This is a genomic window from Tsukamurella sp. NPDC003166 (genome assembly GCF_040611135.1).
Lineage (GTDB): Bacteria > Actinomycetota > Actinomycetes > Mycobacteriales > Mycobacteriaceae > Tsukamurella.
Genome location: NZ_JBEXNL010000013.1, coordinates 60,332 through 85,097, shown reverse-complemented (window position 1 = coordinate 85,097; position 24,766 = coordinate 60,332). Strand labels below are relative to the sequence as shown.

The window sequence follows — 24,766 nt, the reverse complement described above, 5'->3', positions numbered from 1 at the left end:
TTCGAGTCGCTGACCGAGTCGTTACCTCAGCACATCGTACCCGATGCCAAAACGTTACATACAGGAATCTACATTTGAAGTTTGTATTGCCGGGGCTACTTGGTGCCCAGCGGACTGATCCCCCACGACACGACGAGGATCGCCACCGCCGCCACGGCCAGCACCGAGACGTCGAACCACCGACTGCGGACGCGGAGCAGACCCTGACGCCGCTCGGGGAGGGTCGCGCGCAGGACGGCGGCGAACCCCGTACCCGCGCCGACGACGACGAGGCCGCGGCGCCAGTACTCGAGCCCGACGAGCACCATTCCCACCGCAAGGATCGACACCACCACGACGTACCCCGCGTTCGCGATCACCGTGCGCACCGTCCGGGCACGGCGGAACTGCTCGACCGCGGGCTCGGACACTACGCCCCGTCCGCGCGGGCGAGGTCGCGCTCGGCAGCCTCGATCACGTTGCCCAGCAGGAAGGCCCGGGTGAGCGGACCGACGCCGCCGGGGTTGGGCGAGAGATGACCGGCGACCTCGTCGACGCCCGCCGCCACATCGCCGCGCAGGCCCTCGGCGGTCCGACTGACGCCCACGTCGAGCACGGCGGCACCGGGCTTGACCATGTCCGCGGTGATCAGACCCGGGACGCCGGCGGCGGCGATCACGATGTCGGCGCGGCGCACCTCGGCCGCGAGATCGCGGGTTCCGGTGTGGCACAGCGTGACCGTCGCGTTCTCGGACCGCCTGGTCAGCAGCAGGCCGATCGGCCGGCCGACGGTGACCCCGCGACCGACGACCACGACGTGCGCCCCGGCGATCGGCACGTCGTAACGACGCAGCAGGTGCAGGATGCCGTGCGGGGTGCACGGCAGCGGCCCGGGTGCGCCCAGCACCAGCCGGCCCAGGTTGGTCGGGTGCAGGCCGTCCGCATCCTTGGCGGGGTCGATCCGCTCGAGGATCGCGTTCTCGTCCAGGTGTTTCGGCAGCGGCAGTTGCACGATGTACCCGGTGCAGGCGGGGTCGGCGTTGAGCTCGTCGATGACGGCCTCGAGCTCGGCCTGCGAGATGTCGGCGGGCAGATCTCGGCGGATCGACTCGATACCGACCTTCGCGCAGTCGGCGTGCTTGCCCTTGACGTAGGAGCGCGAGCCCGGGTCGTCGCCGACGAGCACCGTACCGAGGCCGGGGGCGACGCCACGCTCGCGCAGCGCGCGCACCCGCTCCCGGAACACCTCGAAGAGCTCGTCGCGGGTCGCCTTGCCGTCCAACACCTCAGCCGTCACAGCCATATCCTATCCCCCTGATCCGGCGTGCCGATTCCTCCCGGTTCGAGTCGCGAGTGTTCGAGATCCATCCGATACTGAACCCATGACTGATCACAACTCCCTCCACCAGGGATTCCAACAAGGGATCCAACAGGGCATCAAGGCCACCTGGCAGGCCGTCCTCGCCCTCGGCGTCCTCTCCGTCCTGATGGGCGTCGTCATCGCGGTGTGGCCGGGTCCGACGACCCTCGCCATCGCGATCCTGTTCGGCATCTATCTGCTCATCAGCGGCGCCTTCCAGGTGATCGCCGGGCTGATCGGTGAGGCGCAGCACCGCGTGCTCTCGGTGATCAGCGGCGCGCTGTCGATCGTCATCGGCGTGGCCTGCTTCCGCGACGACTTCATCACCTCGATCGCGATCCTCGGCATCTGGATCGGCGTCGCGTGGATCTTCGCCGGCATCACCCAGATCGTCACGGCAGCGAGTGACCGGCTGCTGCCCGGCCGCGTCTGGGTCGTGATCCTCGGCATCATCACCCTGATCGGCGGCGTGGTGCTCGTCTCCAGCCCGTTCTCGGTGGGCGTTCTGGTGTGGGTGGGCGGCATCTGGGCCGTCGCCATCGGCATCACGCAGATCATCACCGCCCTGCAGCTGCGCAGCGCCGCGAAGCGGTTCGGCGCCCAGCAGCCCTCGCAGTACGCCGGCTGATCGGGCCTCCTCTCCCCCATGCGGAGCACGGGTGACAGGATCGTCACCCGTGTTCCGCATTCTGTTCTTCGAGCCCCGGATCGCCCCCAACACGGGCAACGCGATCCGCATCGCCGCCGTCACCGGGTGCGAACTGCACCTGGTCGAGCCGCTGGGCTTCGACCTCTCCGAGCCCAAGCTCCGCCGCGCCGGCCTGGACTACCACGACCTCGCGCACGTGAGCGTCCACGCCGATCTCGACGCGGCGTGGAGCGCCCTCGCGCCGGAGCGCGTCTACGCCTACACGGCGCACGCGACGCGCCACCACCATGAGGTGGACTACCACCCGGGCGACGTCCTACTCTTCGGCCCCGAGCCCACCGGGCTGCCGCCCGAGGTGCTCGCCGACCCGCATGTCACCGCGGCGCTACGCATCCCCATGCTCGCGGGCCGACGCTCCCTCAACCTCGCCAACTCCGCCGCGATCGTCGCGTACGAGGCGTGGCGGCAGAACGGCTTCGACGGTGCGCTCTGACGCCCGGTGCTAACCCGCCGGCCGCGCGTCGGGTTCGTTGAACCCCGTCTGGCTGTTGAGCATCGGGCGCAGGCGCGCGGTCTTCTCGGCCGTCCAGCCCGGCGGCTCCAGGATCGCCGCCCACGCGTCGACGACCGCCTTGACGTACGTGTGCCCGTGCCCGTCGGGCACGCTCCCCGCGACCGCCAGGTCGGCGGAGACCTGCAGGAAGGTCACGATCGGGATCCACGACACCGAGGACAGGACGTCGGGGCCGCGCTTCTCCTTGAGCCAGTCCGGCTGACTGAACAGCAGGTCCGGGCTCCACCGGCCGATCGGGTCGGAGGCGTGCTGCAGGTACACCGCGCGCGGATGGGACCACGGCCGCGCCGGGTTCGCGAGATCCTCTGCGCGCGCCGCGAACCGCACGTCGGCGCCCTGCTGGTACACCGGCAGCCACTCGGGCGAGCCCGCGTCCCGCTGCCGCGTCAACCGCACCCACATCTCGTTGTTGAAGGTCGGCCCGGAGAACAGCGCACCGTCGGTCCTGGCGACGAGGTTGTTGAGGGACAGGAAGGGCGCCTCACCCCCGAACGATCCGAGGCTCTCGCCGAACACGACGAGCTTGGGCCGCTGCCCCTCGGGCAGCGCCTTGACGCGCTTGTCCACGGCCTCGAACAGGGCCTGGCCGGCGTCGAGGGCGTTCTGCTTGTCGACGAGGAAGGACAGCCAGCTGGGCAGGAACGAGTACTGCATGCTGACGATGGCCGTGTCGCCGTTGTACATGTACTCGAGCGCGCCGGCCTCGGCCTCGTTGATCCACCCCGTGCCGGTCGTGGCCGCGACCGCGACCACCTTGCGGCGCAGGCCGCCGGTGCGTTCGAGTTCCGCCGCCGCCTTCTCCGCGATGTCCTTGTACCGGTTCGGGTTCCCCGAGTCGGAGGACTCCAGGCCGGCGTAGGCGCGAATCGGCTCCATCGCGGGTGCGCCGTTGAAGGCCGTGAGGTGCGCGACGGTCTGCGCGTTCGATACGAACACCCGCCCCTGCTTGCCGAGCGAGGACCAGTCGACCAGCGACCCGGGCCCGCCCGAACGGAAGGCGCTGGTGGGCGCGGGCCGATCGGCAGCACCCTCCTGGCTGGCCTTGGAGAATGCGGTGTTCATCGTGTCCATCGCGACTCGCACCACGACACCGTTGACGATCTCGATGCTGAGGAACACCACCAGCGCGACGGCGACCACCGCGGAGACGCGGGGCGGGCACACGCGGTTGAGGCGCGCGATCAGCCAGCGCACGATCCACCGCACACCCTTACCGAGCTCGACGAAGGCGTAGAGGAGGATCACCGACAGCACCCCGATCTGGAGGTAGTCGACGAAGGTCAGGTACGCCACGCCCATCAGGTCGCGCAGGTCGGTCTGCCAGGCGTCGAAGAAGACCACCATCCCGATCGTGCCGATGACGCCGATCGCCAGGAGCACCCACCACCCCTGCTTCGGTACCGGCGGGCTGCTGTCCTTCGATCGCATGAACCGCACCAGCCACACGGCGACGACCCCGATGAGATACCCGATCGCACCCGAGCCGCCACTCACCAGGCTCTGGAACAGCGGGCCGCGGGGCAGCAATGACGGGGTCAGCGAGAGCCAGAGGAAGACCAGGCCCACCGCGGTTCCGGTGAAGGTGTAGCGGTGCGACCACCAGTCCCGCACCCGGTCCAGCACGCGCACCGACTGCTCGGCGGCGTCCCCCGCCACCCGTTCGACCGACTCGCTCACCCGGACCTCCCCCTTCACGATTGCGCTGCGAACTCCGATCATGCCCCGTCGGGATCGGCTGCGCCCGCGAACGTGTACGGGATCGGCTCCGCCCGGTTCTCGTCGACGGTGATCGGCCGGCCCATCTGCGGGAAGGCGCGCTGCGCGCAGCGCGGCCGGTCGCAGACCTTGCACCCGGCGCCGATCGGAACGAAGGAGTCGGGATCGTCGAGCGCCAGGCCCCGGGAGTAGACCAGACGGTGCGCGTGCGCGAGGTCACAGCCGAGGCCGACGGCGAAGTCCCGCCCCTGTCCCAGGTATCCGCCCGCTGCTCGTTCGGACGTCGTCCGCGCGATCCACAGATAGCTGCGTCCGTCGGGCATCTGCGCGACCTGCGTCCGGATCCGGCTCGGTGTCGCGAAGGCATCGTGGACGACCCACAGCGGACAGCCGCCGCCGGCGCGGGAGAAGTGGAACGCCGTGGCGGACTGTCGCTTCGAGATGTTCCCGGCGCGATCGGTGCGGACGAGGAAGAAGGGCACCCCGCGGCGTCCCGCGCGCTGCAGCGTGGACAGCCGGTGGCACACCGTCTCGAAGCCCACCTCGAATCGCGCGCACAGCAGGTCGATGTCGTACCGGAGCTCTTCCGCCGCCCGGAGGAACCGCTCGTACGGGAGCACGAGCGCGCCGGCGAAGTAGTTCGCGAGGCCGACCCGCGCGAGGTCCCGGGAGTCCGTGGGCAGCGAGGTCTCCGCGGCGACGATCCGGTCGATCTCCGCCGCTTGCGTGAGGAAGCCGATCTGCGTGGCGATCTGGAAGGCCCGTTGCCCGTGATCGAGGCGCCGCGCCAGCGTGAGCACGCGCGCCTGCGGGTCGTAGGACCGACGGGGCCCGGGGCGGTCCGGTTCGCCGCCGGAGATCCGCACGGTGACGCCGTGTTCGTCGCGCAGCAGGCGGGCCAGCTGCAGATCCAACCCACCGACGGTGAGCGCCCCGCTCGCGAACAGCTCCTCCGCGGCGCGGTCCAACGAATCCACGTGGTTGCGGCGGTCGTAGAAGAAGTCGCGAACGTCCTCGTAGGGTGTGGAGACCGCCCCGCCTGCACCCCCGGCGATGCCGCTGGAGAGCCGGTCGACCTGCTCGGTGGCACCCTTCAGCTGGCGGTGCATCGCCACGACGGCCCGCGCGACCGAGGGCGACCGGGCCACGATGTCGTCGAGTTCGGCGGCGCTCACCTCCCCCGCCTCCCCGCTCTCGACGAGGGCGTCCTGCAGGTCGGCCACGAGCCGCGCATCGGACTCCGGCGCGAAGAAGGACATGTCGAGGTCGAAGGTGGTGTTCAGTCGCACGAGCACCGGTACGGACAACGGGCGCTGGTCGTTCTCCAACTGATTGACGTAACTGACCGACAGCTCCAGGGCCTTGGCGAGCGCCGTCTGGGTGAGGCCACGTTCGTCCCGGAGCCGCTTGATGCGCCCGCCCGCGTACAGCCTCTGCATGAACGGAAATCTAGCACCGACGCTTCCACAACCTTCGCAATCTCCGGGATCCGCCTTCACAGAGATCCACATCTGCAAGCTATTTCGCACCGAACCGCTGCTGCATAACGTGTGAATCGAACCCGTTCCCGACCCAGAGGAGCCCCCTCGTGCAGACGCACACCGTGCGCACCCGTCGCTCAGCCGAGACCTTCCCCCGCGAGGAACACCTCGCGTGGAAGATCGCGGAGGTCGCCGCCGACCCCGTCGCCGTGCCGGACGACACCGCCGAGATGCTGGTCAACCGGATCATCGACAACGCCTCGGTCGCCGCCGCGTCCGTCGCGCGCCGCCCCGTCGCGAACGCGCGGGCACAGGCGCTCGCGCACCCGTACCAGCCCGGCGCCGCAGTCTTCGGCGTCCCCGGCCGGTACTCCCCCGAGTGGGCGGCGTGGGCCAACGGCACCGCCGTCCGCGAACTGGACTTCCACGACACCTTCCTGGCGGCCGAATACAGCCACCCCGGCGACAACATTCCGCCGATCCTCGCGGTGGCCCAGCACCGGGGCTCGACCGGCGCCGACCTGATCCGCGGGCTGGCCACCGGCTACGAGATCCAGATCGACCTGGTCCGCGCGATCTCGCTGCACGAGCACAAGATCGACCACGTCGCGCACCTCGGTCCCTCCGCCGCCGCCGGCATCGGCACCCTGCTGGGGCTGCCCACCGAGACGATCTACCAGGCCATCGGACAGGCACTGCACACCACCACCGCGACCCGCCAGTCGCGTAAGGGCGAGATCTCCAGCTGGAAGGCCTACGCCCCGTCGTTCGCCGGCAAGATGGCGGTCGAGGCGGTCGACCGCGCGATGCGCGGTGAGGGCGCACCGTCGCCCATCTGGGAGGGCGAGGACGGCGTCATCGCGTGGCTCCTCGGCGGCCCCGAGGCCTCCTACGAGGTGCCGCTCCCCGGCGCCGGGGAGGCCAAGCGCGCCATCGGCGACTCGTACACCAAGGAGCACTCCGCGGAGTACCAGAGCCAGGCCCCGATCGATCTCGCCCGCCGGATGCGGGAGCGCATCGGCGATCTCGAGCAGATCGACAAGATCGTGCTGCACACCAGCCACCACACGCATGACGTGATCGGCACCGGCTCGAACGATCCGCAGAAGTTCGACCCGCACGCCTCCCGCGAGACCCTCGACCATTCCGTGATGTACATCTTCGCGGTCGCGCTGCAGGACGGGACCTGGCACCACGAGCGGTCCTACGCCCCCGAGCGCGCGCAGCGGCCCGACACCGTCGAGCTGTGGCAGAAGATCTCCACCGCGGAGGACCCGGCGTGGACGCGGCGCTACCATTCGACGGACCCGAACGAGAAGGCCTTCGGCGCCCGCGCCGAGATCACCCTGAAGACGGGTGAGGTCATCGTCGACGAGCTCGCAGTGGCCGACGCGCACCCGCTGGGCTCGCGGCCCTTCGCCCGCGAGCAGTACATCGAGAAGTTCCGCACCCTCGCCGACGGGGTCATCGGGAAGGCCGAGCAGGACCGCTTCCTCGAGGTCGCGCAGCGCACGCCCTCGCTCGGGGCCGGCGAACTCGATCAGCTCACCTTCATCGCCGAAGACGAGGTGCTCGCCCGCACCCCGAAGCTGAACCCGGGGCTCTTCTGATGAGCGACAGTGACGCCGGCGTCGGCGGCCTGCTGGCGGCGCGGGCGTCGGCGAACGACAAGCGCAGGGCCTTCCGCGCGGCCCTCGCCTCGGATCGGATCGCCCGGCTGCCCGGCGCGTTCAACCCGTTGACTGCGAGGCTGATCCAGGAGATCGGCTTCGAGGGCGTGTACGTCTCCGGCGCCGTGGTCGCCGCCGACCTCGCCCTGCCCGACATCGGCCTGACGACCCTCACCGAGGTCGCGACCCGGGCGCAGCAGATCGCCCGGGTGACCGACCTGCCCACCGTGGTCGACGCCGACACGGGCTTCGGCGAGCCCATGAGCGCGGCCCGCACCGTCACCGTCCTCGAGGACGCGGGCGTCGCCGGCCTGCACCTGGAGGACCAGGTGAACCCCAAGCGGTGCGGCCACCTCGACGGCAAGGCCGTCGTCCCCACCGACGAGGCCGTCCGCCGCCTGCGCGCGGCCGTCGCGGCCCGCCGCGACGAGGACTTCGTCATCTGCGCGCGGACGGACGCGGCGGGGATCGAGGGCATCGACGCCGCCGTGGAGCGCGCGAAGGCCTACGCGGACGCGGGCGCCGACCTGATCTTCACCGAGGCGCTGCACACGACCGCCGACTTCGAGCGCTTCCGCGCCGCGGTCGACATCCCGCTGCTCGCGAACATGACCGAGTTCGGCAAGTCCGACCTCATCGACGCGGGCACCCTCGAGACGATCGGGTACGACGCGGTGATCTACCCGGTCACCACGCTGCGGCTGGCGATGTTCGCGGCGGAGGAGGGCCTGCGCGAGATCGCCGCGCAGGGCACGCAGAAGGAGCTGCTCCACCGGATGCAGCACCGCAGCCGCCTCTACGACCTCTTGCAGTACGAGCGCTACAACGACTTCGATTCCGGCATCTTCACTTTCAACCTGAACGGGAACCAGTGATGACATCTGCAATCCCCGGTCGGCCTTCCGCCTCCAGCCCGCCGCCGGACATTCGCAAGGGTCTCGCCGGCGTCGTCGTCGATACGACGGCCGTGTCGAAGGTCGTGCCCGAGACCAATTCCCTGACCTACCGCGGCTACGCCGTGCAGGACCTCGCCGAGCACTGCAGCTTCGAGCAGGTCGCCCACCTGCTGTGGAACGGCGAGCTCCCGACCGACGCACAACTCTCGCTCTTCACGCAGCGCGAGCGCGCGGCGCGCCGCGCCGACCGGTCGTTGTTGAACCTGGTGGCGCGGCTTCCCGAGACCTGCCATCCGATGGACGTCGTCCGCACCGCGGTGAGCTACCTCGGCGCCGAGGACACCGACGAATGGAACCGCGATCCCGTTGCGCTCCAGGCCAAGGGCCTGCGTCTGCTCGCCGTCCTCCCGACCGTCGTCGCCGCGGATCAGCGCCGTCGCCACGGCCTGCAGCCGATCGCGCCGGACCACACGCTCGGCTTCGCCGCGAACTTCCTGAACATGTGCTTCGGCGAGGTCCCCGAGCCCGCGCTGGTGCGTGCCTTCGAGGTCTCGCTGATCCTGTACGCGGAGCACAGCTTCAACGCCTCGACCTTCGCGGCCCGGGTGGTCACGTCGACCATGTCGGACATCTACAGCGCGGTCACCGCCGCCATCGGCGCCCTCAAGGGTCCGTTGCACGGCGGCGCGAACGAGGCCGTCATGCACGACATGGAAGAGATCGGCGATCCCGCCGCCGCCGAGGCCTGGATGCGCGGCAAGCTCGAACGCCGGGAGAAGGTGATGGGCTTCGGACACCGCGTGTACAAGAACGGCGACTCGCGCGTCCCCACGATGAAGCAGGCCTTCCTCGAGATCGCCGACCGCACCGACGGTGGCCGCTACGTCCGGATGTACGAGATCCTCGAGACGACGATGGCCGACGCGACGGGGATCAAGCCCAACCTGGACTTCCCGACGGGCCCCGCGTACCACCTGCTGGGATTCGACACGGAGGTGTTCACGCCGATCTTCGTGATGTCCCGGATCACCGGCTGGACGGCCCACATCATCGAGCAGACCGAGGCGAACGCCCTCATCAGGCCGCTCAGTGAGTACGTCGGAGTGGCGCAGCGGCCCGTGGTGGCGTAGCCGCGCGGCGGACGCCGCCCTCATCCGGGAAACGCACGGGTCGTCCTGTTCCCCGGATCGGTGGCGGCGCCCGCCGCGCGGTCCATATCATCGAGCACGACAACGGCGGGGCGCACTGTCCCCGACCGCTGGCAGAAGTACGTCGGAGTCCCACGAAGACCGGTGGTAGCATAAAATATGTTTAATAAAGTCCTGGTGGCGAACCGCGGCGAGATCGCGATCCGCGGCTTCCGTGCGGCCGTGGAGAGCGGCGCGCGAACCGTCGCGGTCTACCCGTACGAGGATCGCAATTCCCCGCACCGGCAGAAGGCCGACGAGGCGTATCAGATCGGTGTCGAGGGACATCCGGTCCGGGCGTACCTGAGCGTCGACGAGATCCTGCGGATCGCGGTGAAGGCCGGCGCGGACGCGGTGTACCCCGGCTACGGGTTCCTCTCGGAGAATCCGGACCTGGCGTCTGCCTGCGCTGAGAACGGCATCACGTTCGTGGGTCCGCCGACCGAGGTGCTGGAGCTGACCGGCAACAAGGCCCGGGCCATCGCCGCGGCACGGGAGGCCGGGCTTCCGGTGTTGACGTCGACGGCGCCGTCGTCGGATGTCGACGAGCTGATCGCGGCGGCGCAGGACATGCACTTCCCCGTCTTCGTGAAGGCCGTCGCAGGCGGCGGTGGGCGCGGCATGCGCCGCGTCGCCGTGATCGAGGACCTGCGTGACGCCATCGAGATCGCCTCGCGGGAGGCGGAATCCGCCTTCGGTGATCCGACGGTGTTCCTCGAGGAGGCGGTGATCGACCCGCGGCACATCGAGGTGCAGATCCTCGCGGACAACGCGGGCAACGTGATCCACCTGTTCGAGCGCGACTGCTCCTTGCAGCGGCGGCACCAGAAGGTGATCGAGATGGCCCCGGCGCCGAACATCTCGGAGGACCTTCGGGAGCGGCTGTGCACGGACGCGGTGAACTTCGCCAAGCAGATCGGTTACAGCTGCGCCGGCACCGTCGAGTTCCTGGTCGACCCGAAGGGCCGGCACGTGTTCATCGAGATGAACCCGCGGATCCAGGTGGAGCACACCGTGACCGAGGAGGTCACCGACGTCGACCTGGTCGCCGCGCAGCTCAAGATCGCCTCCGGCTCCACGCTGCCCGAGCTGGGATTGACTCAGGAGAACATCCGCCTCAACGGCGCCGCGCTGCAGTGCCGCATCACCACCGAGGATCCCACGGACGGCTTCCGCCCGGACACCGGCCGCGTGTCGGCGTACCGCACGCCCGGCGGCGCGGGCATCCGCCTCGACGGCGGCACCTCCGTCGGTGCCGAGATCAGCCCGCACTTCGATTCGATGCTGGTCAAGCTCACCACCCGTGGCAGGGACCGGGCCACGGCCATCGTCCGCGCCCGACGGGCGTTGGCGGAGTTCCGCATCCGCGGTGTGGCGACGAACATCCCGTACCTGCAGGCGGTCCTGGCCGATCCCGCGTTCGTGGCGGGCGAGGTCACCACGTCGTTCATCGAGCAGCGTCCGGAGCTGCTCACGGCCCGCGGCTCCTCGGACACGGCGAGCAAGATCCTGCGCTACCTCGCCGATGTCACCGTCAACAAGCCGCACGGTGTGCGCCCGACGAGGGTGTACGCGATCGACAAGCTGCCGGCGGTGGATCTGTCGGCGCCGGCCCCGGAGGGATCGAAGCAGCGGCTGGAGCGGCTCGGCCCGGCCGGCTTCGCGGCGGACCTGCGGGCGCAGACCGCGCTCGCGGTGACCGACACGACCTTCCGTGACGCGCACCAGTCGCTGCTCGCGACCCGGGTGCGGACCTCGGCACTGGCGACGATCGCTCCGTACGAGGCGCGACTGACCCCCCAGCTGCTCTCCGTGGAGGCGTGGGGCGGCGCCACCTACGATGTGGCGCTGCGGTTCCTGCACGAGGATCCCTGGGAGCGCCTGGCCACCCTTCGGGAGGGGCTGCCCAACATCTGCTTGCAGATGCTGCTGCGCGGCCGCAACACCGTGGGCTACACGCCGTACCCCCAGCAGGTGACGGACTCCTTCGTCGCCGAGGCCGCCGCCACCGGCGTCGATGTCTTCCGGATCTTCGACGCGCTCAACGACGTCGAGCAGATGCGCCCGGCCATCGAGGCCGTCCTGGCCACGGGCACCGCCGTCGCCGAGGGCGCCCTGTCCTACACCGGTGACCTGTCGAACCCGGCCGAGTCCCTGTACACGCTGGACTACTACCTCGGCGTCGCGGAGCAGATCGTCAAGGCCGGCGCGCACATCCTGGCGATCAAGGACATGGCCGGACTGCTCCGGCCCGCGGCCGCCACGAAGCTGGTCACCGCGCTGCGCAAGGAGTTCGACCTCCCCGTGCACGTGCACACCCACGACACTCCCGGCGGGCAGCTCGCCACCTACCTCGCCGCGTGGACCGCCGGCGCGGACGCCGTCGACGGTGCCGCCGCCCCGCTGTCCGGCACGACCAGCCAACCCTCGCTGTCATCGATCGTCGCCGCCACCGCGCACACCGAGCGGGACACGGGGATCGACCTCGACGCGGTCTGCGCGCTCGAGCCCTACTGGGAGGCCGTACGGGGGGCCTACGCGCCCTTCGAGTCCGGTCTCAAGGCTCCGACGGGACGGGTGTACCACCACGAGATCCCCGGCGGGCAGCTGTCGAACCTCCGGCAGCAGGCGGGAGCGCTCGGCCTCGCCGAGCGGTTCGAGGACATCGAGAACGCCTACGCCTCCGCCGACCGGATGCTCGGCCGGCTGGTCAAGGTCACGCCGTCGTCGAAGGTCGTGGGCGATCTGGCCCTCGCCCTCGTGGGTACCGGCGTGTCCGCCGACGAGTTCGCCGCCGATCCCGGCAAGTACGACATCCCCGACTCGGTGATCGGCTTCCTCCGCGGCGAGCTCGGCACCCCGCCCGGTGGCTGGCCCGAACCGCTGCGCACCCGCGCTCTCGAGGGCCGCGCCGAAGCCGCCCCCGTCAGCGACGTTCCCGCCGACGAGGCGGCCGAACTCGAGGGCACCTCGGAACAGCGCCGGGCATCCCTCAGCCGGCTCCTGTTCCCCGGCCCGATGCGCGAGTTCACCGAGCACCTCGCCGAGTTCGGCGATGTCTCGAAACTGTCGACCAACCAGTTCCTCTACGGTCTGCGGCAGGGCGAGGAGCACCGCGTCCAGCTCGCGACCGGCGTCGAGCTGCTCATCAAGCTCGAGGGCGTCGGCGAGCCGGACGAGCACGGCAACCGCACCCTGGTCTGCACCCTCAACGGGCAACTCCGCACCGTATCCGTGCGGGACCGCGCCGTGCAGGCGGACGTGCCCGCCGCGGAGCGCGCCGACAAGAGCAACCCCGGTCACGTCGCCGCGCCCTTCGCCGGCGTCGTCACGCCGACGGTGCACGCGGGATCCACGGTCGAGGTGGGCGATCAGATCGCCACCATCGAGGCCATGAAGATGGAGGCCGCGATCACGGCCCCCGTCGCCGGCACCGTCGGACGGGTCGCCCTCGCCGGGCCCACCCAGGTCGACGGTGGCGACCTCGTCGCCGTCATCGACGCCTAGAGATCACGGAGAGACCGAGGGCCCGGCCGCATTCGCGCGGCCGGGCCCTCGCCGTCGGGCGCCGGGCTACAGCGTCGCGCGGACGGCCTGCGCCGCGGCGACCAGGTTGCGCAGCGAGGCCACCGTCTCCTCCGTGCCCCGGGTTTTGAGGCCGCAGTCCGGATTCACCCAGAGGCGATCCGCGGGAACGGCTTCCAGAGCGGCGCGGAGCGATGCCTCGACCTCGGCCTGGGCGGGCACGCGGGGCGAGTGGATGTCGTAGACGCCGGGGCCCACCTGATTGGCGAAGCCCGCCCCGTTGAGGTCGTCGAGGATCTCCATGCGCGAGCGGGCCGCCTCGATCGACGTGACGTCCGCGTCGAGGTCGGCGATGGCGCCGATCACGTCGCCGAACTCGGAATAGCACAGGTGCGTGTGGATCTGCGTGTCGTCATCGACGCCCGAGGTCGACAGCCGGAACGAGCCGGTGGCCCACTCCAGGTACGCCGGACGATCCGCGGCGCGCAGCGGCAGCAGCTCGCGCAGCGCGGGCTCGTCGACCTGAATGATCTGCACGCCCGCCCGCTCGAGGTCGACCGTCTCGTCGCGGATCGCGAGCGCCACCTGATCGGCGGAGTCGGCGAGCGGCTGATCGTCGCGCACGAAGGACCACGCGAGGATCGTGACCGGGCCGGTGAGCATGCCCTTGACGGGCCGCTCGGTCAGGCTCTGCGCGTACGTGATCCACGCGACCGTCATCGGCTCGGCCCGCCGCACGTCGCCGTACAGGATCGGCGGCCGCACGCACCGCGTGCCGTAGGACTGCACCCAGCCGTTGTCGGTGGCCAGGAAGCCCTCGAGTCGCTCGGCGAAGTACTGCACCATGTCGTTGCGTTCGGGCTCGCCGTGCACGAGGACGTCGATGCCGAGGTCCTCCTGGAGCCGGATCACGTCGCCGATCTCGGACTGCATGCGGCGCACGTACTCGGCCTCGTCGATCCGTCCGGCACGCAGATCCGCACGGGCGACGCGGATCGCCCCGGTCTGCGGGTAGGAGCCGATCGTCGTGGTGGGCAGAAGGGGCAGGCCGAGCCGGTCCCGCTGTGCGACGGCGCGTTCTGCGGCAGCGGCGCGGCCGGTGCCCGCCGCACGGAGGGCGGCGAGCCGATCGCGGACGGCACCGTCGTTGAGACGTTCGTCGGCGCCGCGCGCGGCGCGCACCGCGGCGCTCCGCGCGAACTCGGCCGCCACCACGGGCCGGCCCTCCGTGAGCGCTCGGGAGAGGACCGCGACCTCGCCGATCTTCTCCTCGGCGAAGGCCAGCCAGGACCGTACCCCCTCGGCGCCGGCCGGTTCGGGCGCCGCCTCGGCGGCGACGCTGTACGGGACGTGGAGCAGCGAGCATGACGTGCTGACGGCCAGCGCGGCAGCGGACCCGGACAGTGCGCCCAGTGCGGCGAGCGCCGCGTCGAGATCCGTACGCCAGACATTGCGGCCGTCGACGATGCCGGCGAGCAGCAGCTTGCCCGCGAGCGCCGGGGTCCCGGCGACGAGGTCGACGACAGCGGGATCGGTGACCAGATCGACGGCGATCGCCTCGATTCCCGTGGCCGCCAGGGCGGCGAGCGACGGTCCGGGCGAGCCGAAGTAGGTGGCGACGGCGATCGACGGGCGCTCGGCGGCCGACGCCAGCGCGCCGTACGCCTTCGCGGCGGTGTCCGCGAGGCCCAGCCCCGCCTCGCTGACCAGCACGGGCTCGTCGAGCTGGACCCACCGCGCGCCCGCAGTGGCGAGTCGTGCGAGCAGCTCGCGGTACAGCGGCAGCAGCTCGTCGATCCGGTCGAGAGGGTCGCCGGCACCGTCGACGGCCTTGGACAGCGCGAGGAAGGTGACGGGCCCGACCACGACGGGGCGGGCCGGAACCCCCTGCGCGAGCGCCTCGTCGAGGTCACCGAGGACCTTCTCCGGATGCAGCGCGAAGGCGGTGTCCGGGCCGATCTCGGGCACCAGGTAGTGGTAGTTCGTGTCGAACCACTTGGTCATCTCGAGCGGGGTGACCTCCGCGGTGCCGCGCGCCGCGGCGAAGTAGCGGTCGAGCGGGTCCTCGATGCCCGCGACGCGGGACGGCAACGCGCCGAGCAGCTCGGCGGTGTCGAGGATCTGGTCGTAGTAGCTGAAGGTGTTCGTGGGCACGGAGTCCAGGCCGGCGGCGACCAGGCGTGCCCACTCGTCGCGCCGCCGGCCCGCGGCGGCCTGATCGAGATCGGCGCGGCTCACGGAGCCCTTCCAGTAGCCCTCGATCGCGCGCTTGAGCTCGCGACGGGGGCCGATACGGGGAACACCGAGAACGGTGCGGGTGAAGTTCGGTGCGGTCACGGGTGGACCGTTCCTTTCGTGCGTAACGGGCGGTGACCGCCTGTCCGGACGCACGTACGCACGACGACGAGCCCGCCTGCCGACGGCCCGTCCTCCCGCGGTCGCGCGCCCATTCCACGAGGCGGCACACCACCGGACGCGGCGCGTCCGGTACAGCGGGCAGGTATTCGGACTCGCAGGCCTCGTACTCGTTCCTACCGGTCGCTGCTTCCCAGACCGAGGGTCCAGTGCGTCGTCGCGACTTTCGTTCCTGCTCACCGCTGCGGGACAGTCCCGGATTCCCACCGGGTTCCCTCTTCACGTCGCGGCGCACCGCGCGCTTCGATGCCGCGTCCGAGGCCTCGGGCGGCAGACCAGCTGCGCTTCCAGCATGCCAGTTCGCGCTTCCGTGCCCGCGCGTGGGCACCGCCCGGAGCACGGTCCGGCCGTCCACCCCTCCGGTTCAGTCGTCGACGGTGAACCGCTTGAGCCGGCTCGTGTGTCCGGCGATCAGCCGCACGCGGGACTTCGGCACACCGAGGTGGGCGGCGAGCAGGACGACGGCCGCGGTGTTCGCCTTCCCCTCGGTCGCGGGTTCGCGGACGAACAGGGTCAGCGCACCGTCGTCGCCGACCTCGACGACGGGTCCCTTGCGGCTCCCCGGCTTGATCGTGCAGGTCACGGTGCGCGGGCTCATCGGTCCATGATGTCAGGTTCGCCACTGAGTACGGTGGATCCATGGGGTTACGGAGGATGGGACTGGGCGCCGCGGCGATGCTCGCCGTAGTGGTGGTGCTCGCGGGCGGTGCCGTGTGGTGGTCCACGGCCCACGAGACGCCGCTCTCGCGGCATCTCCCCACCGAACTGAAGCCGCGCACCTTCCCCGCCGTCAGCACGACGGGGCTCGATCCGTCCAGGGTTCGCATCATCGAGAATCTGCGGCGGGAGTTCGACGCGAATCGGCCCGGCACGTACTACTCGGAGGGCGTGGAGGAGCCGTGGTGCGCCGACTTCGTCTCGACGGTGCTCCGCGATTCCGGCCTGCCCCTGCGCAACCCGAACTCCGGCACGTGGCGGATTCCGGGCGTCTACACGCTCACCGAGTACTTCCAGAAGGCCGGGAAGCTGGAGCCCGCGACGCCGTACCGCCCGCGGCCCGGCGACGTGGTGCTGTACGCACCGGAGCACCCGCAGTTGCGGCAGCACACGAACATCGTCGTGTCCGTCGACGGTGACACGGTCACCACGGTGGGCGGCAATCAGGAGGGTGGGATCAGCGCGCTGACCTACCGACTGGCCGACACCTTCGGCATCGTCGGGTACGGGGTGCCCGTCCGATGACGGTGCTCGACGCGCTGCGGGCGCGGATCGCCACTGCGAGCACACCGGGCGCGCGCACGGACGGGCTGCGGATCGCCCTCTCGATCGAGGGCGGGGGCTCGCGATCGGCGTACTCGGCGGGAATGGCCATGGCCGTCGACGAACTCGGCCTGCTGACGGCCTTCGACGCGGTCTACGGGACGTCGGGCGGCGGGCTCAATGCGGCGTGGCTGTTGTCCGGGGAGGGGCTTCGCTGGCTGCCCTCCTGGGGCTGGGACGCGGTCCTCGCGGAGCGGGTGGTGCACCCGCGGCGCGCCCTGCGCGGCGGCGTCGTCGTGGACACCCGCCGCCTGGTGGACCGGGTGTACTCCGACGTGACCCCCATGGATTTCGCGGCGATTCTCACCAACCCGATCAGCCTGCACCCCTTGGCCGTCGATGCGCACACGCGACGCGTCGCCGACCTCTCCCCGTACCTCACCGACACGGCGTCCGTGCGCACCGCGCTGCGCGCGACGACGGCGCTGCCGCTGCTCGCCGGTCCCCCGGTGCGCCTGGCCGGGCGGGAGTTCCTCGACGGAGGGCTTGCGGAGAAGGTCCCGCTGGCAACCCCGATCGAGCAGGGCGCCACCCACCTGCTGGTGCTGCGCACCGTCGAGGCCGGCGCCACGCCCCGGTCCTCGCGGGCCGAGAAGTGGATCCTCGACGCGTATTTCACGGCGCGGCGCGCCGCGCCGGCGCCCGAGCCCGTCGTGCCGGGCGCCGCCGAGGTGCTGCAGATCTGGGTTCCGGAGGGCAGCCCGGCCGTCGGCCGGCTCTCGAACGACGGTCCGCTGATCTCCCGCGCCGTGGAGATCGGCCGCGCGGCGGCGCGGCGCGCCCTCACATCGTGAAGTCGGCCGATTCCGCCAGCACGAGGGCGCTCAGCGGCTGGTAGCTCAGGAATCCACCGGAATCACGACCACGGTGCCCTGGTGGAACATCACGGACCAGCGATTCTCGCGGCGCCGCCACACGGTGAGCCTGCGGGTGATCCGGTCGCCCTGCGCCAACGTGTAGGTGAGCAGGTAGACGGAAGCCCCGAGTGCGCGGACCTGGAACTCACTGGTCTCCCAGTCCGATTCGTCCGGCGGCGAGTTCAACCGCTGCTCGATCACCTCGCGGACGTACTCGCGGCTGTACCGCCGTCCCGAGGCGCCGATCTCCCAGAAGTCCGGGGCGACGGCGTCATCGAAGTCCGCGAGGGTGCTCCACGCCGAACCGTGGAAGAGGGGCTCGCGGCGGCGGAGCTCCGCGAGCACGTCGCGCAGCTCCGGCGCCGTGCTGCGATCCGGTTCGTACGCCTCCTCCATCACTACCCAAGGCTAGCCTCACTGCCAATCGCGGGAGCGGGAGGGCACGGACAGGTCCATGCGCTGCAGCCTGTCGGCGACGACGGTGACCGCCCCCTCCGCGTTCTGCAACTTCCCCCGCACCAGCAGCGCGGGCGCCGACTGCGCGAGCCGCCGGTACCGCGCCCACAGCCCGGGGCTGCACACCACGTTGACCATGCCCGTCTCGTCCTCGAGGTTGAGGAAGGTGACGCCGCCCGCGGTGGCCGGCCGTTGCCGGTGCGTGACGGCCCCGCCCACCAGGACACGGTCACCGTCGGGCAGCGACAGGAGCCGGTCGGCGACGACGACCCCGAGGGCGTCGAGCGTGGGACGGAGGAACTCCGTCGGGTACTTCCCCGGAGTGACGGACATCGCCCACACGTCCGCAGCGGCGAGCGCCGATTCGCTCATGCCGGGTAGCGTCGGCGGAGCCCCCGCGGTCGCAGTGCCGGGCAGCCGATCCGGGCGTTCCCTCGCCGCCGCCCCCGCCTCCCAGAGCTCTCGCCGCCGGCCGCGGCCGAAGCAGTCCAGCGCCCCTGCCGTGGCCAGCGCCTCGGACTGCGCCACAGTGAGCTCCACGCGGGATGCAAGATCCACCAGGCTCGTGTACGCACCACCCGTATCCCGCTGGGCGACGATGCGTTCGGCCAGCTCGTCACCGATGGTGCGGATCGCCCCGAGGCCGAGCCGCACCTCGAGCCCCGCGTTCTCCAGGTTCGCCCACACCAGGCTGGCGTTCACGTCGGGGCCGTGCACCACGACGCCGTGCCGGCGCGCGTCGGCCACGAGGGACTGCGGCGAGTAGAAGCCCATCGGCTGTGCCCTCAGCAGTGCCGCGCAGAAGGCCGCGGGGTGGTAGCACTTGAACCACGACGAGTAGAACACCAGCGACGCGAACGACTGCGAATGACTCTCGGGGAAACCGAAATTGGCGAACGCCACCAGCTTCTCGAAGATCCGGTCGGCCACCTCCACCTCGATGCCGTGCTGCTCCTTCGCGCCCGCGCGGAACAGATCCCGCAACCGCTCCATCCGGTCGACGGAGCGTTTCGAGCCCATCGCGCGCCGCAGCTGATCCGCCTCCGCGGGACTGAACCCGGCCACGTCGACCGCGAGCTGCATGAGCTGCTCCTGGAAGAGCGGCACCCCCAGGGTGCGTTTCAACGCCTTCCACATCGACGGGTGCTCGACCGTGGGTACCTCCTGCTCGTTGCGGCGGCGGATGTACGGGTGCACCGAGCCGCCCTGGATGGGACCGGGCCGGATGAGGGCGACCTCGACCACCAGGTCGTAGAACTCCCGCGGCTTCAGCCGCGGAAGGGTCGCCATCTGCGCGCGGGACTCCACCTGGAAGACACCGACCGAGTCGGCGCGGCAGAGCATCTCGTACACCTTGTGATCCTTCAGGTCGAGCTTCGCGAGATCGACCTCGATGCCCTTGTGCTCCGCGAGGAGGTCCTGCATGTAGTGCAGCGCGCTGAGCATGCCGAGCCCCAGCAGGTCGAACTTCACCAGACCGACGTTCGCACAGTCCTCCTTGTCCCACTGGAGCACGCTGCGATCCTCCATGCGGGCCCACTCCGTGGGGCACACGTCGGCGATGGGGCGGTCGCAGATCACCATGCCGCCGGAGTGGATGCCCAGGTGTCGCGGTAGGTCGGCGATCTGGGAGGCCAGTTCCAGAACCCGGTCCGGAATCCCGTCCGGCACCGGATCCGACCGCCAACCGTAGCTGGAGACCTGCTTGCTCCATGCGTCCTGCTGCCCCTGCGAATAGCCCAGCGCGCGTGCGGTATCGCGCACCGCGGAGCGACCGCGGTAGGTGATGACGTTCGCCACCTGCGCGGCGTACTCGCGGCCGTACTTCGTGTAGACGAACTGGATCGCCTCCTCGCGACGGTCCGATTCGATGTCGACGTCGATGTCGGGCGGACCGTCACGCTCCGGCGCCAGGAACCTCTCGAACAGGAGGTCGTTCCCGATCGGGTCGACCGCGGTGATGCCGAGCGCGAAGCACACCGCGGAGTTGGCGGCGCTGCCGCGCCCCTGGCACAGGATGTCGCGCTCGCGGCAGAAGCGCACGATGCTGTGCACGATGAGGAAGTAGCCGGGAAAGGTGAGCGTCTCGATCACGTTCAGTTCGTGCTCGATCTGCCGGTAGGCCTTCGGGTTCCGCTCCGGTGGACCGTACCGCTCCAGTGCCCCGCGCCGGGTCAGTTCGCGCAGCCAGGTGGCCTCGGTGTGCCCGGGCGGGACGTCGAAGGGCGGAAGGTTCGGCGCGATCAACGCGATCTCGAACGCGCACTCCGCCCCCACCTCCGCAGCGCCGGCGATCGCACCGGGATGCTCCGGCAGCAACAACGCCATTTCGTCGCCCGAGCGCAGGTGCGCGCCGCCTGCGGCCGGCAGCCATCCGTCCAGTTCGTCGAGGCTGCGACGGGCCCGGACGGCCGCGAGCGTGGACGCGAGGCGACGCTGGTCCGGCCGGGCGAAGTGCGCACCCGTGGTGGCGACGGTGCCCACCCCCATCCTGGCGGCGACCCCGGCCAGGAGGTGGTTGCGCTCGTCGTCCTCGGGGACGCCGTGCACGGTGAGCTCCATGCTCACCCGGTCCTGCCCGAACCGGTCGACGAGCTGCGCGAGGGCGGCGGCGGCACCGTCGGGCCCCGCGGCCTGCAACCCCCGGCGGACCGCGCCCTTGCGGCAGCCCGTGAGGATGTGCCAGTGGCCGCCGGACCACTCGGCGAGCCGATCCGGATGGAAGCGCAGACGCCCCTTCTCCCCCGCCTCCATGTGCGCCTCGGCCATCGCCCGCGACAGCCGGCGGTAGCCCTCCTGCCCGCGGGCGAGCACGAGCAGATGCTCGCCGGACGGATCCTCGGAACCGGTGCGCTCGGCGTCGTGCTCCAGGGAGAGCTCCGCGCCGAACACCGTGGGGATACCGAGTTCCCGCGCCGCCTCGGCGAACCGGACCACGCCGTAGAAGCCGTTGTGATCGGTGACCGCGAGCGCCGTCAACCCCAGCGCGTGCGCCTGTTCCACCATCTCCTCGGGCTGCGCCGCGCCGTCGAGGAAGCTGAACGCGGTGTGCGCATGCAGCTCGGCATAGGGCACCCGGGAGACCCCCGGCCCATCCGGGAGCGGAACATAGGGCCCGCGCTTGCGGGACCACGCCGGAGCGTCGCCACCATCGCCCGGGGGCTCCTCCGCGCGGCGCACGGGCGCCCGCCCGGAGAGCACCCGCTCCATCTCCGCCCAGCTCCGCGGCCCGTTACCCCAACCCACACTTCGACGATACGCTCATGCGTTCGATCCATTCAAGGTCATCGAACGCTACGCACTCACCGCAGGCGCGTGAGGAGCACCTTCAGCGCCGGAAGCGGGTCGTAGCCCTCGATCGGCATGGCGAGCTGCCGGGTGACGAGGGCGTCCGTGGCGTCCATCACCAGCGCGGATTCGACGAGGCCGAGGCCGATCGAGGCACCGATCTTCTCGCCGACCTCCTCCACCGCGCGCCGCCCGCGCCGCAGTGGTTCCCGCAGGTCCGGCTCGACCGATGCGGCGGCGAACAGGTTGAGCCGGGCGACACCCCGCGTCCGGCCGCCGTCGATCGACCAACGGACGAACTCCGCCAGCCGCTCGGCGACCTCCCCGGGCGTGGACTTCTCGACGCCCTCGAAGGCCGCCCAGAAGGCGAGATCCTCCTCGACCATGTGATCGACGATCCCGCGCACCAGCGCGGCGCGTGAGCGGAAGTAGTTCGACGCCGTCCCGGCGGGCACGCCCGCGACACTGTCGACCGCACGGTGCGTCAGCCCCCGGAGACCGAGCGTGCCGAGCACCTCGATCGCCCCGTCCAACACCTCGTCGCGCCTGCCCATGGGCGAGAACTGTACCCGATACTACGTGCGCAGTAGGGGGCGATCAGGCCCCGTCGGCGAGCCCGGGAGCGAGCTTGGCGAGAGCGACCCGCACGGCGGCGACGTCCCGGTCCGTCAGATGGTCGAAGACCAACCGGCGCACCTCCTCGACGTGGCCGCGGGCGGCACCGTCGAGCGCGGCGAAGCCCGCATCGGTGAGCTCGGCGAACGCGGAGCGCCCCTCGGCGTGCCGCACCAGCCAGCCGCGTTCGCCCAGCTTGCGCAGCACGTGCGACAGGCGCGAGGGCGACGAGTTGGCGGCCTCCGCCAGCGCCGAGAGCCCCAGCGTGCGGTCCGGCGCCTGCGAGAGCTGAGAGAGCACCATGAACTCGTAGTGGGTGATGCCCGCGTCGACCCGGAGCTGGGTGTCCAGCTTCGCGGGCAGCCGCATGGCGACGTTGATCAGCGGCAGCCACGCCTGCATCTCCTCATCGGACAACCACCGGGTACTCCCTGCGTTCGCCGTCATGCCGCACCCCCGAAACATCACATCGTCGCTCGAGTTTACCGACTGCCGATTTCAGTGAACGGCCCATCACCGAGTCGGTAGAGTCGGCCCCTATGAGCCGACCGAGCACGACGACGGGCCCCTCCTCGGACGCGGACATCCCCGCCTACCTCGAATCGCTCGGCATCCCCGGCCTCTCGGACATCCACGTGCACTTCCTGCCCGAGCCCATGCTGGTCAAGGTGTGGGACTTCTTCGACCGTGCGAGCGCCGAGTACGGGCGCGAGTGGCCCATCGCCTACCGCTTCGACGAGGCCACCCGACTGGAGCTCATCCGCGGCATGGGCGTCCGCGCGATCCCCGCACTCACGTACCCGCACAAGCCGGGCATGGCGGTCTGGCTCAACGACTGGTGCGCCGAGTTCGCGCGGCGCATCCCCGACGCGATCCACTGCGCCACCCTCTACCCCGAGCCCGGGGTCGGGGAGTACGTCGCGGCCGCGATCGCCGACGGTGCGCGGTTGTTCAAGATGCACGTCCAGGTGGGCGTGTTCGCGCCGGACGATCCGCTGCTCGATCCGGCATGGGAGGCGTTGTCCGAAGCGAAGATCCCCGTCGTCATCCACGCCGGGTCGGGCCCGGTGGAGGGCCCCTACACCGGCCCCGGCCGGGTCGCGGAGGTGCTGCGGCGCCACCCCGATCTCACGCTGGTGATCGCCCACCTCGGCATGCCCGAGTACGACCTGTTCGCCGACCTCGCCGAGCAGTTCCCCAACGTGTACCTCGATACCACCATGGCGGCCACCGATTTCACCCTGCGGACCGCCCCCATGCCTCCGGGCTATGTCGAGCGACTCGGCACGCTCGCCGACAAGGTCGTGCTGGGCAGCGACTTCCCGAACATCCCGTACCCCTACGCGCACCAGCTCTTCGGGCTCGCGCGCCTGGACCTCGGCGACGACTGGATGCGCAAGGTGCTGTGGCACAACGGCCGCGCCCTGCTGGAGCGCGCGGGCGCCTGAGCCCGCGGACTCCTGAACGCGGCCGATACCATGGCCCTCATGCAGATCCGACGGACCGCGCTGGCGCTGGTCGTCGCGGGGACCCTCGCGGCGTGCGGCGGCGCACCGTCATCACCGAAGGTGCTGTCGCTCGACCGCTCGAAGACGGAGTTCGAGCAGGTCGGGATCGACGAGACCCGGGCCGACGTCACCGCGCTCGTCGCGACCGCGACCCGTCTCGGCGCGCAGCTGGCGGTCCGCGACACCCGCGCCGGGAGCACCGCCGTCTCGCCGTGGTCCGTACTGAGCCTGCTGGGGATGCTGCGGGCCGGCGCGGAGGGCGAGACCGCTGCGCAGCTCGACGGTGCCGGGCTCGGCGTCGCGAAGAACCTCCCCCGGGCGATGGCGGCCCTGACGGGCCAGACCGCGCAGTGGGCGGGCGACCCCGGCACGATACCGGCGACCACCCCGCCGGCGGCGCCACTGTTCCAGTCGCAGGTGGCACTGCTGGCGGCGAAGGAGCCGCAGGATCGTCGGGTGCGGCCGGCGTACCTGGACGCGCTCTCCGCCTCGTACGGCACGGGCGTCTACCCCGTGGACTTCCGTCAGGACGTGGGTGCGCCCCTCGGCGAATGGGTCGCGGTGAACACCGATAGCACGCTCACCGCGGCCCCGCTGAGGACCGGCACCGACGCCCGGCTGGCGGCGGTGACCACCGCCTACCTCGCCGCGGCGTGGCGCTTCCCGTTCGACGCCGCCAGGACGCGACCGTCGCCGTTCACCGCCGCCGACGGTGCCGTGGTCGACCCGCCGACCCTGCGCGGCACGGTGCCCGCGCGGGTGGCCGCCGGCGAGGGCTTCTCCGCGCTGCAACTCGACTACGGCACCACGCTGGCGCTGCAGATCGTGCTGCCCGCGCCCGGCACGCCGGTCACCGATGCGGCGAGCGAGGGCCGGTTCACGGCCGCCCGGATCGCGCTCGCGGCGGCACCGTCGATCCCGCACGAGGTGAGCCTGCCGAAGTGGCGTTCGACGTCGTGGACCCCGCTCGTCGCCCCGCTCCGCGATGCCGGCCTGACGGGGCTGTTCGCCGCGCCCGGCCTCGGCGGCATCGCGCCGGGATCGCCGACGGTGGCCGACGCCCGCGCCGCCGCCGTGTTCACCGTGGGCGAGAAGGGCACCGCATCGGACACCGCGACCACACCCGCTCCCGAGACCGGCCCCGGGCCCGCCCCGTTCGCGGTGGACCGCGCCTTCGCGTACGCGGTGGTGGACACCGCGACCGGACTCCCGTTGCTCATGGGCACCGTCGACCGCCCGGGCTCCTGACAGCCCGCTGCCCGGTCGACGA

General features: G+C 71.1%; 20 protein-coding genes and 1 riboswitch. Of the genes, 10 read left to right on the top strand and 10 right to left on the bottom strand.

Translation table 11 applies throughout. The features are described 5' to 3' along the window. Positions 1–95: 95 nt before the first annotated feature. Together ABZX10_RS15475 and ABZX10_RS15470 are read right to left on the bottom strand one after the other, a co-directional pair. Positions 96–410 carry a DUF3017 domain-containing protein gene (locus ABZX10_RS15475; RefSeq protein WP_355541354.1) on the bottom strand — a complete coding sequence of 105 codons (315 nt, stop codon included), beginning with the start codon at positions 408–410 and terminating at the stop codon, positions 96–98. Further along, the gene (locus ABZX10_RS15470) at positions 410–1,276 is read right to left on the bottom strand and encodes a bifunctional methylenetetrahydrofolate dehydrogenase/methenyltetrahydrofolate cyclohydrolase (RefSeq protein ID WP_355541351.1); all 867 of its coding nucleotides are present in this window, start codon (positions 1,274–1,276) and stop codon (positions 410–412) included. The genes ABZX10_RS15475 and ABZX10_RS15470 overlap by 1 nt, the downstream gene beginning before the upstream one ends. Before the next feature lie 85 nt (positions 1,277–1,361). Here ABZX10_RS15470 and ABZX10_RS15465 point away from each other — a divergent pair, with 85 nt between their 5' ends. Both ABZX10_RS15465 and ABZX10_RS15460 read left to right on the top strand, forming a co-directional pair. Beyond that, positions 1,362–1,967, top strand: a complete 606-nt coding sequence (locus ABZX10_RS15465; RefSeq protein WP_355541348.1) for an HdeD family acid-resistance protein — start codon at positions 1,362–1,364, stop codon at positions 1,965–1,967. Positions 1,968–2,016: 49 nt separating this feature from the next. Beyond that, positions 2,017–2,481, top strand: coding sequence for a tRNA (cytidine(34)-2'-O)-methyltransferase (locus ABZX10_RS15460; protein WP_355541345.1), 465 nt, complete (start codon positions 2,017–2,019; stop codon positions 2,479–2,481). A gap of 9 nt (positions 2,482–2,490) precedes the next feature. Here ABZX10_RS15460 and ABZX10_RS15455 read toward each other — a convergent pair whose 3' ends face one another. Beyond that, complete coding sequence (locus ABZX10_RS15455; protein WP_355541342.1) at positions 2,491–4,281, bottom strand: alpha/beta-hydrolase family protein; 1,791 nt, start codon at positions 4,279–4,281, stop codon at positions 2,491–2,493. Continuing rightward, positions 4,278–5,717 carry a short-chain fatty acyl-CoA regulator family protein gene (locus tag ABZX10_RS15450; protein WP_355541339.1) on the bottom strand — a complete coding sequence of 480 codons (1,440 nt, stop codon included), beginning with the start codon at positions 5,715–5,717 and terminating at the stop codon, positions 4,278–4,280. The genes ABZX10_RS15455 and ABZX10_RS15450 overlap by 4 nt, the downstream gene beginning before the upstream one ends. Before the next feature lie 149 nt (positions 5,718–5,866). On the opposite strand from ABZX10_RS15450, the gene prpD reads away from it, so the two are divergent. From prpD to ABZX10_RS15430, 4 genes are all read left to right on the top strand, one after another. Continuing rightward, positions 5,867–7,369 carry a 2-methylcitrate dehydratase PrpD gene (gene prpD / locus ABZX10_RS15445; RefSeq protein WP_355541336.1) on the top strand — a complete coding sequence of 501 codons (1,503 nt, stop codon included), beginning with the start codon at positions 5,867–5,869 and terminating at the stop codon, positions 7,367–7,369. Continuing rightward, the gene (gene prpB / locus ABZX10_RS15440) at positions 7,369–8,304 is read left to right on the top strand and encodes a methylisocitrate lyase (RefSeq protein WP_355541333.1); all 936 of its coding nucleotides are present in this window, start codon (positions 7,369–7,371) and stop codon (positions 8,302–8,304) included. Before prpD ends, prpB begins: the two co-directional genes overlap by 1 nt. Next, positions 8,304–9,455, top strand: a complete 1,152-nt coding sequence (locus tag ABZX10_RS15435; protein ID WP_355541330.1) for a bifunctional 2-methylcitrate synthase/citrate synthase — start codon at positions 8,304–8,306, stop codon at positions 9,453–9,455. Before prpB ends, ABZX10_RS15435 begins: the two co-directional genes overlap by 1 nt. Positions 9,456–9,632: 177 nt before the next feature. Beyond that, the gene (locus ABZX10_RS15430; RefSeq protein WP_355541327.1) at positions 9,633–13,019 is read left to right on the top strand and encodes a pyruvate carboxylase; all 3,387 of its coding nucleotides are present in this window, start codon (positions 9,633–9,635) and stop codon (positions 13,017–13,019) included. A 66-nt stretch (positions 13,020–13,085) separates the two neighbouring features. Here the strand turns inward: ABZX10_RS15430 and metE are convergent, their stop codons facing one another. Then, complete coding sequence (gene metE, locus ABZX10_RS15425; RefSeq protein ID WP_355541323.1) at positions 13,086–15,374, bottom strand: 5-methyltetrahydropteroyltriglutamate--homocysteine S-methyltransferase; 2,289 nt, start codon at positions 15,372–15,374, stop codon at positions 13,086–13,088. A 158-nt stretch (positions 15,375–15,532) separates the two neighbouring features. Then, positions 15,533–15,688: riboswitch (cobalamin riboswitch) on the bottom strand. Between the two features lie 128 nt (positions 15,689–15,816). Next, on the bottom strand, positions 15,817–16,050 hold the full coding sequence (locus ABZX10_RS15420) for a DUF167 domain-containing protein (protein WP_355541320.1): 234 nt from the start codon (positions 16,048–16,050) through the stop codon (positions 15,817–15,819). A gap of 41 nt (positions 16,051–16,091) precedes the next feature. Between ABZX10_RS15420 and ABZX10_RS15415 the strand changes: the two genes are divergently transcribed. Beyond that, positions 16,092–16,694 (top strand): CHAP domain-containing protein, encoded by a 603-nt coding sequence (locus tag ABZX10_RS15415; RefSeq protein ID WP_355541317.1) that lies wholly within the window; start codon positions 16,092–16,094, stop codon positions 16,692–16,694. Further along, positions 16,691–17,566: a patatin-like phospholipase family protein gene (locus ABZX10_RS15410; protein ID WP_355541314.1), complete on the top strand. Its 876-nt coding sequence runs from the start codon at positions 16,691–16,693 to the stop codon at positions 17,564–17,566. Before ABZX10_RS15415 ends, ABZX10_RS15410 begins: the two co-directional genes overlap by 4 nt. Positions 17,567–17,611: 45 nt before the next feature. On the opposite strand, the gene ABZX10_RS15405 is transcribed toward ABZX10_RS15410, so the two are convergent. Genes ABZX10_RS15405 through ABZX10_RS15390 form a run of 4 tightly spaced genes read right to left on the bottom strand, consistent with a single transcriptional unit; the run spans position 17,612 to position 22,435 of the window. Continuing rightward, a complete protein-coding gene (locus tag ABZX10_RS15405; RefSeq protein ID WP_355541311.1) occupies positions 17,612–18,025 on the bottom strand; it encodes a DUF4440 domain-containing protein in 414 nt (137 codons plus the stop codon). A gap of 18 nt (positions 18,026–18,043) precedes the next feature. Beyond that, positions 18,044–21,331: an error-prone DNA polymerase gene (locus ABZX10_RS15400; RefSeq protein WP_355541308.1), complete on the bottom strand. Its 3,288-nt coding sequence runs from the start codon at positions 21,329–21,331 to the stop codon at positions 18,044–18,046. A 56-nt stretch (positions 21,332–21,387) separates the two neighbouring features. Continuing rightward, positions 21,388–21,927 (bottom strand): TetR family transcriptional regulator, encoded by a 540-nt coding sequence (locus tag ABZX10_RS15395; protein WP_355541305.1) that lies wholly within the window; start codon positions 21,925–21,927, stop codon positions 21,388–21,390. A 43-nt stretch (positions 21,928–21,970) separates the two neighbouring features. After that, entirely contained in the window at positions 21,971–22,435 is a 465-nt protein-coding gene (locus ABZX10_RS15390; protein WP_355541302.1) for a MarR family transcriptional regulator, read from the bottom strand. Between the two features lie 92 nt (positions 22,436–22,527). Between ABZX10_RS15390 and ABZX10_RS15385 the strand changes: the two genes are divergently transcribed. Both ABZX10_RS15385 and ABZX10_RS15380 read left to right on the top strand, forming a co-directional pair. Next, entirely contained in the window at positions 22,528–23,436 is a 909-nt protein-coding gene (locus tag ABZX10_RS15385; protein WP_355541299.1) for an amidohydrolase family protein, read from the top strand. Between the two features lie 39 nt (positions 23,437–23,475). Next, positions 23,476–24,744, top strand: a complete 1,269-nt coding sequence (locus tag ABZX10_RS15380) for a serpin family protein (protein ID WP_355541296.1) — start codon at positions 23,476–23,478, stop codon at positions 24,742–24,744. Positions 24,745–24,766 lie beyond the last annotated feature (22 nt).